We start from the raw sequence: 11,402 nt of genomic DNA, 5'->3' as shown, positions 1-11,402 counted from the left end.
CCCGCGGGATGCGAGGCACGTCCCTGCCTCCTCGCGGACCCCGCGCGTTGTCGGTGCTCCCGGTTAGCCTCTGTGGGGTGTCCTCACGTATCACCGATCCCGAGCAGCTCAAGGAACTCCTCGGGATCCCCTTCACTCCGGAGCAGACGGCCTGCATCACCGCGCCGCCCGCCCCGCAGGTGATCGTGGCCGGAGCCGGGTCGGGGAAGACCACGGTGATGGCGGCGCGCGTGGTGTGGCTGGTGGGGACCGGGCAGGTCGCCCCGGAGCAGGTACTCGGGCTCACGTTCACGAACAAGGCTGCGGGCGAGCTCGCCGAGCGCGTCCGCAAGGCACTCGTCGCCGCCGGGGTCACCGACCCGGACGCCATCGACCCGGACAACCCGCCGGGCGAGCCCAGCATCTCCACGTACCATGCCTTCGCCGGACGGCTCCTCACCGAGCACGGGCTGCGCATAGGACTCGAACCCACCACCCGCCTCCTCGCCGACGCCACCCGCTACCAGCTCGCCGCCCGCGTGCTGCGCGAGGCCCCGGGCCCGTACCCGGCACTGACCAGGTCGTTCCCCACCCTTGTCAGCGATCTGCTGGCACTCGATGCCGAGCTGGCCGAGCATCTCGTACGCCCCGAGCAGCTCGCGGAGTACGACACCGGGCTCCTCCACGCGCTCGCAACGGCCCGGCTCACCAACGCCGAGCTGCGCAAGATCCCGGAGACCGCCGAGGCCCGCCGCGAACTCCTCTCACTGACCCGGCGCTACCGCGACGCCAAGCGCAGCCGCGACCTCCTCGACTTCGGCGACCAGATCGCACTCTCCGCCGAGCTGGCCCTCACCCGCCCCGAGGTCGGCGCGATCCTGCGCGACGAGTACCGGGTCGTCCTGCTCGACGAGTACCAGGACACCTCCGTCGCCCAGCGGCTGCTCCTCTCCGCCCTCTTCGGCAGCGGCCCCGACGGCACCGCGTCCGGGCACCCCGTCACCGCCGTCGGCGACCCCTGCCAGGCGATCTACGGCTGGCGCGGCGCCTCCGTCGCCAACCTCGACGACTTCCCGCACCACTTCCCGCACGCCGACGGCGACCCCGCCACCCGGTACTCCCTCAGCGAGAACCGCCGCAGCGGCGGCCGCCTGCTGCACCTCGCCAACGGGCTCGCCGAGCCGCTGCGCGCCATGCACGAGGGCGTCGAAGCGCTGCGCCCCGCCCCGGGCGCCGAACGCGACGGCATCGTCCGCTGCGCCCTGATGCGCACCCACACCGAAGAGATCGACTGGCTCGCCGGCTCGATCGCCCATCTCGTACGGACCGGGAAGGAACCCGGCGAGATCGCCGTGCTGTGCCGCACGGCCGGAGACTTCCCGGAGATCCAGGCCGCGCTCGTCGCCCGCGACATCCCCGTCGAGGTCGTCGGCCTCTCGGGGCTGCTGCACCTGCCCGAGGTCGCCGACCTCGTCGCAGTCTGCGAAGTCCTCCAGGACCCCGGCGCCAATGCCTCCCTGGTCCGGCTGCTCACCGGGCCCCGCTGGCGGATCGGCCCCCGCGACCTGGCCCTCCTCGGCCGCCGCGCCCGCCTCCTCGTCCACCGCGCGGCTCACGCGGACGACGACGACTTCGATCCCGACAGCCGGCTCGCCGCGGCGGTCGAAGGCATCGACCCGGCCGAGGTGATCTCGCTCGCCGACGCCCTCGACACCTTCCTCGAATCGAGCGGTACGGAGGACGACGGGCTGCCGTTCTCCGCCGAGGCACGCGTCCGCTTCGCCCGCCTCGCCACCGAACTGCGCGAGCTGCGCCGCTCGCTGGCCGACCCGCTCATGGACGTCCTGCACCGGGTCCTCGCCACCACCGGTCTCGAAGTCGAGCTCTCCGCGTCGCCGCACGCGCTGGCCGCCCGCCGCCGCGAGACCCTCGCCAACTTCCTGGACGTCGCGGCCCGCTTCGCCGCAGTCGACGGCGAGGCCACGCTACTGGCCTTCCTCGGCTTCCTGCGCACGGCCGTCCAGTACGAGAAGGGCCTGGACAACGCACTGCCCGGCGGCGAGAACACCGTCAAGATCCTCACCGCCCATAAGTCCAAGGGCCTGGAGTGGGACGTCGTCGCCGTGCCCGGACTGGTCACCGGACAGTTCCCCAGCGGACAGTCCCGTGACGCCTGGACCTCCCAGTCCAAGGTCCTTCCGCACGCCCTGCGCGGCGACGCACCCACCCTGCCCGTCATCCACTCCTGGGACGCCAAGGGTCTGGGGGGCTTCAAGGAGGAGATGAAGGAGCACCAGCACACCGAGGAACTCCGGCTCGGCTACGTCACCTTCACCCGGCCGCGCAGCCTGCTGCTCGGCTCCGGCCACTGGTGGGGGCCGTCGCAGAAGAAGCCGCGCGGCCCGTCGGACTTCCTGCGGGCGCTGTACGAGCACTGCGCGGCCGGACACGGCGAGATCGAGGCATGGGCGGACGAGCCGGCCGAGGACGAGGAGAACCCGGCCCTTGCGGGGGCGGCCGCCGACCACGCCTGGCCGCTCCCGCTGGACGACACGGCGCTGGCCCGCCGCCGGGCGGCCGCGGAGACGGTGCTGGCCCACCTGGAGACACTGGCGGGGGAGTCGGCGGCGGGTGCGGCGCCGGGGGCGTACCCCGTGGCACCGGACGATCAGCGGTATGCCGATGACGAGCCGTACCCGGACGACGAGCCGTACCCGGACGAGGCCGCGGACTGGGACTCCCTGTCGAGCGAACCTCCCGCGGACCCCGCCCCCCACGTCCCTGCCGCCCGCACCCCCTCACGGCTCACCCCGGAGGAGACCCGCACCCTCGCCTCCTGGGACCGGGACCTCGATGCGCTCGCCGGTGAGCTGCGCCGCGCCCGCGCCACCATGCGCGAGGTCCTCGTGCCCGCCTCGCTCTCCGCCACGCAGCTGCTGAGGCTCGCCGACGACCCCGACGGCTTCGCCCAGGAGCTGGCCCGGCCCATGCCGCGGCCGCCCGCGCCCGCGGCCCGCCGGGGCACCCGGTTCCACGCCTGGGTGGAGGCCCGCTTCGAGGAGCTGCCGCTGCCCATGCTCGGCCCCGACGAGTTGCCCGGCGGCGACGGGAGCGACATCGACATCGCGGACGAGGCCGACCTCGCCGCACTCAAGGAGGCCTTCGAGCGCACCCCGTACGCCCACCGCACCCCCTACCGCGTCGAGACACCGTTCCAGATCACGCTCGCGGGCCGCGTGGTCCGGGGCCGGATCGACGCCGTGTACCGCACAGAAGACGCGGACGGGGTCACCTACGAGATCGTCGACTGGAAGACGACCCGTCACACCCCCCACGGCCACGAAGACACCTCGGCCGTCCGCACGGCCGACCCGCTGCAGTTGGCCGTCTACCGCCTCGCCTGGGCCGAACTGCACGACGTGCCGCTCGACTCCGTCACCACCACGTTCCTTTTCGTCCGCACCGGAGAGGCCGTCCACCCCACCGATCTCCCCGGCCGGGCCGAGCTCGAACAAATCCTGTGGGACGAGCCACCTCCCGCAGGCCGATAGGCTCAAGACCATGAGCGACACCCCGGACAGCGCCGTCCGTACGTATATCGAACAGCACCGCACAGCCTTCCTCGACGACCTTGCCGAGTGGCTGCGCATCCCCTCCGTATCCGCACAGCCGGAGCACGAGGGAGACGTACGGCGCAGCGCCGAGTGGCTGTCCGCCAAGCTCAAGGAGACCGGCTTCCCGGTCACGGAGGTCTGGGAGACGCCGGGCGCCCCCGCCGTCTTCGCCGAGTGGCCCTCCGAGGACCCGGACGCCCCGACCGTCCTCGTCTACGGCCACCACGACGTGCAGCCCGCCGCCCGGGAGGACGGCTGGAACACCGAGCCGTTCGAACCGGTGATCCGGGACGGCCGGATGTACGGCCGCGGCGCCGCCGACGACAAGGGCCAGGTGTTCTTCCACACCCTCGGCGTCCGGGCCCACCTTGTCGCCACCGGCCGCACCACCCCCGCCGTCCACCTCAAGCTCCTCGTCGAGGGCGAGGAGGAGTCCGGCTCCCCGCACTTCCGCGCCCTGGTCGAGCAGCAGGCCGCGCGCCTCGCCGCCGACGCCGTGATCGTCTCCGACACCGGCATGTGGGACGAGACGACCCCGACGGTCTGCACCGGCATGCGCGGTCTCGCCGAGTGCGAGATCGAGCTCCACGGCCCCGAGCAGGACATCCACTCCGGATCGTTCGGCGGCGCCGTCCCCAACCCGGCGACCGCTGTGGCCCGCCTCGTCGCCGCGCTGCACGACGCGGACGGCCGGGTCGCGATCCCCGGTTTCTACGACGGCGTGAGGGAACTCACCGATGCCGAGCGCGCCCTCTTCGCCGAGCTCCCCTTCGACGAGGCCGGCTGGCTGCGTACCGCCAAGTCGCAGGCCGCGACGGGCGAGGCCGGCTACTCCACGCTGGAGCGCATCTGGGCGCGCCCCACGGCCGAGGTCAACGGCATCGGTGGCGGCTACCAGGGCGCCGGGAGCAAGACCATCATTCCGTCCTCAGCCCTCGTGAAGATCAGCTTCCGGCTGGTCGCGGGCCAGGACCCCGACCACATCCAACAGGTCGTCCGGGCCTGGGCGCAGGCGCAGTTCCCGGCCGGCATCCGCCACCGGATCACCTTCGCCCCCGCCACCCGCCCGTGCCTGACCCCGCTGGACCACCCCGCCCTGCAGGCGGTGGCCCGCGCCATGGGACGGGCCTTCGGCCAGAAGATCCTCTTCACCCGTGAAGGAGGCTCGGGGCCCGCCGCCGACCTGCAGGACGTGCTCGGGGCCCCCGTCCTCTTCCTGGGCATCTCCGTACCGTCCGACGGCTGGCACGCCCCCAACGAGAAGGTGGAGCTGGACCTCCTGCTCAAGGGCGTGCAGACAACTGCCCACCTCTGGGGCGAACTGTCCGCCGCACTCCGCTGAATCCTCTGAACACCCGATCCGTCCCGGGGAGTAGGAAGCACCTGTGAGCACCTTCGACAACGCCACCACGGACCGGCCCATCGGTCTCACCGCGCCCAGCGGCATCGACCGCGCCGCGCACCACCGCCTCGACGAGGCCTGGCTCTCCGCCGCCTGGAGCCACCCGACCACCCGGGTCTTCGTGGTCTCCGGCGGGCAGGTGCTGATCGACGACACCGCGGACGGCGGCACGGAGATCGTCATGACTCCGGCCTTCGAGGCCCCGGTCACCGAGACCCACCGCTACTTCCTCGGCACCGACGTGGACGGCGTCAGCTACTTCGCGCTCCAGAAGGACTCGCTGCCTGGCCGCATGGACCAGCCGGCCCGCCCGGCCGGGCTGCGCGAGGCCGGACTGCTTCTCGGCCCGCGCGACGCGGGGCTGATGGCGCACGCGGTGGCGCTGGAGAACTGGCAGCGGCTGCACCGCTTCTGCTCCCGCTGCGGCGAACGCACCGTCATTGCGGCGGCCGGCCACATCCGCCGCTGCCAGGCCTGCGGCGCCGAGCACTACCCGCGCACCGACCCGGCGGTGATCATGCTGGTGACGGACGACCAGGACCGCGCCCTGCTGGGCCGTCAGGTGCACTGGCCGGAGGGCAGGTTCTCGACGCTCGCGGGCTTCGTCGAGCCCGGGGAGTCGATCGAGCAGTCCGTCGCCCGCGAGGTGTTCGAGGAGGCCGGTGTCACGGTCGGCGAGGTCGAGTACATCGCCAGCCAGCCCTGGCCCTTCCCGTCCAGCCTGATGCTGGGCTTCATGGCGCGGGCCACGTCGTCGGAGATCAACGTCGACGGCGAGGAGATCGAGGAGGCGCGCTGGTTCTCCCGCGAGGACCTGACGGCGGCCTTCGAATCGGGCGAGATCCTGCCCCCGTTCGGCATCTCGATCGCGGCTCGTCTGATCGAGCTCTGGTACGGCAAGCCGCTCCCGAAGCCGGGCAGCGTGGGCTGACACACGGTGCGGGGCGGGCGACGGGGCATGCGCGGCCGGTCGTCCGCCCGTCACTGCCACCTGATTCCTCCCCCCAGGGTGCTCTGTCCGTTAATCTGGCTTTGGGCCGTGACTGGCGCTGAGGTGGAGCACCACCGGGGAGCGGTCCGGCGAAAACACTCGACAACCGTCGATGCCGTGCGCCTGGGCGATTCATCGTGATCCTTGTGACGCTCAGGAGTGAAGCGTGGCCCAGACACAGACAGCCCGTCCGATGGACGGCACCGCCCTTGCCCGCCGCATCATCGAGACCAGCGCCGCGACGGCGGCGGAACTCCGGCTGCGCACCGGGAAGGCACCCTGCCTGGCGACCGTTCTGGTCGGCGACGACCCGGCGTCCGTGACCTACGTCCGGATGAAGCGCCGCCGCTGCGAAAGCGCGGGCATCGCGTCACGGCACGTGGCCCTTCCCGCCACCTCCACCACACAGGACGTGGTCGACGCGGTCACCGCACTGTCGAACGACCCCGATGTGCACGGCATCCTGCTGCAGCATCCCGTGGGTCCCCACATCGACGAGCGCGCCGCCTTCGAAGCGATCGACCCGGTCAAGGACGTCGACGGGGTCACCATGCACTCGTTCGCGGCGATGAGTTTCGGCCTTCCCGGCTTCGTCTCCTGCACACCCGGCGGCATCATGCGCCTGCTCGACGCGTACGAGGTCGACCTCACGGGAAAGCACGCGGTCGTCGTGGGCCGCAGCGCCATCCTGGGCAAGCCCGCCGGGATGCTGCTGCTCGGCCGGGACGCCACCGTGACGTACTGTCACTCACGAACGGCCGACCTCCCGTCGATCGTGCAGCAGGCGGACGTGCTGCTGGCCGCGGTCGGCAAGCCGCGCTTCATCGCCGGCGCGGACATCAAGCCGGGTGCGGTGGTGCTCGACGCCGGATACAACGACGGCAACGTCGGCGATGTCGACTTCGAGACCGCGGCCGAGCGGGCACGGCTGATCACGCCGGTCCCGGGCGGCGTCGGACCGATGACCATCGCGATCCTTCTCGAACAGACAGTGGCCGCGGCCGCCCTGCAGCTCGGGGCCGCGGCGTGAGCTGACGCCCGGTTGTCCGGCACAAAAACACCTGCCGGCTCGCGGGCACGGACACGCCCGCCGCCTTCCGGAGGACCGGAAGGCGGCGGGCGTGTCTGCAGGCGCGTCGGTGCGCGCGTGTCCGCTGCCGCGAGCGCGGGAATCAGACCGCGAGGGCCTGCTTCACCTGGGCCAGGCTCGGGTTCGTCATGACGATGTTCTCGCCACCATTGGGGGGAACCACCAGCACGGTCGGGACGGTCTGGTTGCCCCCGTTGGCCTGCTCGACGAAGGCCGCGGACGCCGGGTCCTGCTCGATGTTGATCTCGTTGTACGTGATGCCCTCGCGGTCCATCTGGCCCTTGAGCCGACGGCAGTAGCCGCACCACGTGGTGCTGTACATCGTCACAGTGCCCGGCATGTTTTCGCGCTCCTCTGTCTTGTTCGTCTCACTCACGACTGCGGAAAAGCCGCCCATGCGCATCCCCGCAGGGAGTGGAACGTACGTGACCTGGTCACCATTCCCGTCGCCGACTCCGCATTAGTACGACGGATGCCGCTCCCCTGTGGACAACTTCCGCGTACGGCTCTCCCGACCTGGCAGCATGGCGGGGTGACAGCAGCAACGCATTCCTCTCTTTTCCCGCAGGTCCCCGGGTCGGCGGACGCCGTGCTCGACGGGCTGGACCCCGAACAGCGCGAGGTCGCCCTGGCCCTGCACGGCCCGGTGTGCGTGCTGGCCGGAGCCGGTACGGGCAAGACGCGAGCGATCACGCACCGCATCGCGTACGGGGTGCGCGCCGGAATACTCCAGCCGACCAGTGTGCTGGCCGTCACGTTCACCAACCGCGCCGCGGGCGAGATGCGGGGCCGCCTCCGCCAGCTCGGCGCCGCCGGGGTGCAGGCGCGGACCTTCCACTCCGCCGCCCTGCGCCAGCTCCAGTACTTCTGGCCGAAAGCAGTCGGTGGCGAGCTGCCGAGGCTGGTGGAGCGCAAGGTCCAGCTGGTTGCCGAGGCCGCTGCCCGCTGCCGCATCCGGCTCGACCGCAACGAGCTGCGGGACGTCACCAGCGAGATCGAGTGGGCGAAGGTCACCCAGACCGTGCCCGCCGACTATCCGGCCGCAGTCGCCAAGTCCCAGCGCGACGCCCCGCGCGACACCGCCGAGATCTCCCAGATCTACGCGATGTACGAGCAACTGAAGCGCGACCGCTCGGTGATCGACTTCGAGGACGTGCTGCTCCTCACCGTCGCCATCCTCCAGGACCGTCATGACATCGCCGACCATGTCCGCCGCCAGTACCAGCACTTCGTGGTCGACGAGTACCAGGACGTCAGCCCGCTCCAGCAGCGCCTGCTCGACCTCTGGCTGGGCGACCGGGACAACCTGTGCGTCGTCGGGGACGCCAGCCAGACGATCTACTCCTTCACCGGGGCCACCCCCGAACACCTGCTGAACTTCCGCACCCGCCACCCGAACGCGACGGTGGTCAAGCTGGTCAGGGACTACCGCTCCACGCCCCAAGTGGTCCACCTGGCCAACGGCCTGCTCGGCCAGGCCCGTGGCCGCGCCGCCGAGCACCGGCTCGAACTCGTCTCGCAGCGGGAGAAGGGCCCCGAGCCGGCCTACACGGAGTACGGGGACGAGCCCGCGGAGGCGGAGGGCACCGCCCGCCGGATCCGCGATCTGATCGCCTCCGGCGTCCCGGCCGGGGAGATCGCCGTGCTCTACCGGGTCAACTCCCAGTCCGAGGTCTACGAGCAGGCCCTCTCCGACGCGGGCGTGCCCTACCAGCTGCGCGGCGCCGAGCGCTTCTTCGAGCGCGCGGAGGTGCGGGAAGCGGGCGTCGCCCTGCGCGGCGCGGCGCGCGCCGGGGGGAACGACTCCTTGCTCGACGACGCGGACGGGCTGCCCTCCCAGGTGCGGGCCGTGCTCTCCACCAAGGGGTGGACCACGGAGCCGCCCGCGGGCTCCGGCGCGATGCGCGACCGCTGGGAGTCCCTCGCCGCGCTGGTCCGGCTGGCCGAGGACCTCGAACAGGCCAAGCCGGGGGCGACGCTGTCCGATCTGGTGGCGGAGCTGGACGAGCGGGCTGCCGCCCAGCACGCCCCGGCGGTCCAGGGAGTCACGCTGGCCTCGCTGCACTCGGCGAAGGGCCTGGAGTGGGACGCCGTGTTCCTGGTCGGGCTGACCGAGGGCATGATGCCGATCACATACGCCAGGACGGATGAGCAGATCGAGGAGGAGCGCCGCCTGCTGTACGTCGGTGTCACCCGGGCGCGCTTCCATCTCTCGCTGTCATGGTCGCTGTCCCGGTCGCCGGGCAGCCGCGGCGGGCGGCACCCGAGCCGCTTCCTGAACGGAGTGCGTCCCGGCTCGGCGGCGCTCAGCGGGCGTGGCACGTTTGGCGGCGGAGGCATCGAGCGCCCCGCGGTGATCAAGCGCAGACGTCGTGGCCCCGCGCTGTGCCGGGTCTGCGGCAAGACACTCACCGACGCCGGCGAGATGAAGCTGATGCGCTGTGAGGACTGCCCCTCCGACATGGATGAGGCGCTGTACGAGCGGCTGCGCGACTGGCGGGCGGACCGGGCGAAGGAGATCGGCCAGCCCGCCTACTGTGTGTTCACCGACAAGACGTTGATGGCGATCGCGGAGGCGGTTCCGGGCAGCGAGGGCGAACTGACGGGAATCTCCGGGGTCGGTGTCCGGAAGATGGACCGGTTCGGAGCCGCAGTGCTGGCCATCTGTGCAGGTGAGGACGCGGTCGAGGGGCTTGGGGGAGACGGCGGGGAGGTGTGAGAAAAACTCGTCGAAAAAATAGTTTGCGCCCGCCCCAGTCATCACCATAGGTTCTTAACCACGGGAACAGCGGCTTCTCTGAAGCCCTGATCCTGTGCTGTACTTATCCGAATACGCAGGACCGGCCCGCCGGTCCACCGAGACGCCGAGAGGAGGCGATTGTCGTGATCAGCATCATCAAGACCAACAAAGTGACCGATCTGTCGGTCGTCTCCGCCTGCTCGCTCGGCCTCGCCTGCTCTTCGGAATTCTCGCTTCGTGGCACCGGTCTGTCCGGCGTTTCCGCCGTCAGCCCGCTGTCCCTGGTGAGCCTCCCCGTGCGGGAGCGCAATGAGCGACCGACCCAGGCACCGGCGGCAGCAGTAGCGAAGGGACAGGCCAAGGCGGCCTATGCCTTTGCGGCAGTCGGTGCCGGAGCCGAGCAGCAGACGACGCACGACCACATGATGTGGGCCTTCCGTGGGCCTGAACCCTGGAGTGATCCAGCCTGATACGCCATCAGGCCGGCGCCTTCAGGGCCGCGGAACCCCACTCGGGATCCGCGGCCCTTTTGTTTTGTCCCAACGGACGACACAGCGAGAAGGCGCCTCGGGACAAGCAGTACCCGGTACCAGCAGCCACCCGGCCGACCGGCCGGAACAACCAGACGAGGACACCACCACCGTGCAACTCGAAGCGCACGCCCCGTCCGTACCGCCTTCCGAAACGATCTCCCCGCCCGGCCTCACGGAGGACTCCACCTTGATCCCCCTCACTGCGCTCACCGCGCTCGACGACGCCATCGAGAACCTCGGCGTGCCCGTCCCCTGCCGTTCCTACGACCCGGAGGTCTTCTTCGCCGAGTCGCCGGCCGATGTCGAGTACGCCAAGTCGCTCTGCCGCACCTGCCCGCTCGTCGAGGCCTGCCTCGCCGGCGCCAAGGAGCGCCGCGAGCCGTGGGGTGTCTGGGGTGGTGAGCTCTTCATCCAGGGCGTCGTCGTCGCTCGCAAGCGGCCGCGTGGCCGTCCGCGCAAGAACCCGGTCGCGGCGTGACCGCCGGCCTGGGAACCACGGTTCCCAAACCCATGAAGCGCATCGGAACCATCGACCGTCCCCGGACCCACGACCCTCGAAATCAGGCACCAATGACCGTCCCCACGAATGAGCCCATTGGCTCCGCGACACCGAACGTCACGATCATCGGCGCGAACGACTCGCGTCAGAACAGGAACCGCGAGATGCAACTCATCCCAGAAGCCCTGGCACGTGCACATATGCACGACCGCCTGAGGGAAGCCGACGCGGAGCGCCGGGCCGTGCGCCTGGTGACCGCTCGGCGGATGCAGCGCCGGGCGGAGCGCGTTTCTCTACGCGCCCGCCGTGCGCTGGCCATGGCGCTCATGCACTAGTGCCCCTCCCGGCAAGCTTTGCCCCGTCGCGGGGCAGACATTGCCGGTCACGGCACTAGCCAGGCCGGAAACCGCAGCACCCGCTGCCGGGCGCCGCTCCGCCCGGAAGCAGCCAGTAACCCCCAGTCAGTACCCCTTCCGCGGGGGGGGGGGGGCCGCGCCCCCCCCGGGGGGGGGGGGGGGTGGGTCGGGGCCCGCCCCCGGGGGGGGGGTTTTGTC

At 71.3% G+C, this 11,402-nt stretch carries 9 protein-coding genes and 1 riboswitch; of the genes, 8 read left to right on the top strand and 1 reads right to left on the bottom strand.

Features of this window, described 5'->3' with window-relative positions:
• Window positions 1–77 precede the first annotated feature (77 nt).
• The 4 genes from ACIBB8_RS20300 to ACIBB8_RS20285 all read left to right on the top strand — a co-directional run bounded on the left by ACIBB8_RS20300 (window position 78) and on the right by ACIBB8_RS20285 (window position 7,016).
• The gene (locus tag ACIBB8_RS20300) at window positions 78–3,530 is read left to right on the top strand and encodes a UvrD-helicase domain-containing protein (protein ID WP_398953966.1); all 3,453 of its coding nucleotides are present in this window, start codon (window positions 78–80) and stop codon (window positions 3,528–3,530) included.
• Between the two features lie 10 nt (window positions 3,531–3,540).
• Window positions 3,541–4,935, top strand: coding sequence for a dipeptidase (locus ACIBB8_RS20295; protein ID WP_398953964.1), 1,395 nt, complete (start codon window positions 3,541–3,543; stop codon window positions 4,933–4,935).
• A gap of 43 nt (window positions 4,936–4,978) precedes the next feature.
• Window positions 4,979–5,926 (top strand): NAD(+) diphosphatase, encoded by a 948-nt coding sequence (nudC, locus tag ACIBB8_RS20290; RefSeq protein ID WP_366693753.1) that lies wholly within the window; start codon window positions 4,979–4,981, stop codon window positions 5,924–5,926.
• Window positions 5,927–6,024: 98 nt separating this feature from the next.
• A riboswitch (ZMP/ZTP riboswitch) is annotated at window positions 6,025–6,122 on the top strand.
• A 30-nt stretch (window positions 6,123–6,152) separates the two neighbouring features.
• On the top strand, window positions 6,153–7,016 hold the full coding sequence (locus ACIBB8_RS20285; RefSeq protein WP_398953960.1) for a bifunctional 5,10-methylenetetrahydrofolate dehydrogenase/5,10-methenyltetrahydrofolate cyclohydrolase: 864 nt from the start codon (window positions 6,153–6,155) through the stop codon (window positions 7,014–7,016).
• Between the two features lie 142 nt (window positions 7,017–7,158).
• Here ACIBB8_RS20285 and ACIBB8_RS20280 read toward each other — a convergent pair whose 3' ends face one another.
• Window positions 7,159–7,416, bottom strand: a complete 258-nt coding sequence (locus tag ACIBB8_RS20280) for a glutaredoxin family protein (protein ID WP_398953958.1) — start codon at window positions 7,414–7,416, stop codon at window positions 7,159–7,161.
• Between the two features lie 132 nt (window positions 7,417–7,548).
• On the opposite strand from ACIBB8_RS20280, the gene ACIBB8_RS20275 reads away from it, so the two are divergent.
• From ACIBB8_RS20275 to ACIBB8_RS20260, 4 genes are all read left to right on the top strand, one after another.
• Window positions 7,549–9,795: an ATP-dependent DNA helicase UvrD2 gene (locus ACIBB8_RS20275; protein ID WP_398953956.1), complete on the top strand. Its 2,247-nt coding sequence runs from the start codon at window positions 7,549–7,551 to the stop codon at window positions 9,793–9,795.
• A 164-nt stretch (window positions 9,796–9,959) separates the two neighbouring features.
• Window positions 9,960–10,286, top strand: coding sequence for a hypothetical protein (locus ACIBB8_RS20270; RefSeq protein WP_398953954.1), 327 nt, complete (start codon window positions 9,960–9,962; stop codon window positions 10,284–10,286).
• Between the two features lie 172 nt (window positions 10,287–10,458).
• The gene (locus ACIBB8_RS20265; RefSeq protein WP_326738612.1) at window positions 10,459–10,827 is read left to right on the top strand and encodes a WhiB family transcriptional regulator; all 369 of its coding nucleotides are present in this window, start codon (window positions 10,459–10,461) and stop codon (window positions 10,825–10,827) included.
• A 32-nt stretch (window positions 10,828–10,859) separates the two neighbouring features.
• A complete protein-coding gene (locus ACIBB8_RS20260) occupies window positions 10,860–11,183 on the top strand; it encodes a hypothetical protein (protein WP_398954146.1) in 324 nt (107 codons plus the stop codon).
• The last annotated feature ends 219 nt before the right edge of the window (window positions 11,184–11,402 follow it).

Source organism: Streptomyces sp. NPDC051286 (assembly GCF_044455345.1).
GTDB lineage: Bacteria > Actinomycetota > Actinomycetes > Streptomycetales > Streptomycetaceae > Streptomyces.
The sequence above is the reverse complement of the archived record's forward strand: the minus strand, read 5'-3'. Positions and strand labels throughout refer to the sequence as shown.

Excerpts from the sequence above, each read along its gene's own strand:
- ACIBB8_RS20295 (WP_398953964.1), top strand. The coding sequence starts at position 3,541 with ATGAGCGACACCCCGGACAGCGCCGTCCGTACGTATATCGAACAGCAC.
- ACIBB8_RS20280 (WP_398953958.1), bottom strand. The coding sequence starts at position 7,416 with ATGCCGGGCACTGTGACGATGTACAGCACCACGTGGTGCGGCTACTGC.
- ACIBB8_RS20275 (WP_398953956.1), top strand. The coding sequence starts at position 7,549 with ATGCCGCTCCCCTGTGGACAACTTCCGCGTACGGCTCTCCCGACCTGG.
- ACIBB8_RS20260 (WP_398954146.1), top strand. The coding sequence starts at position 10,860 with ATGAAGCGCATCGGAACCATCGACCGTCCCCGGACCCACGACCCTCGA.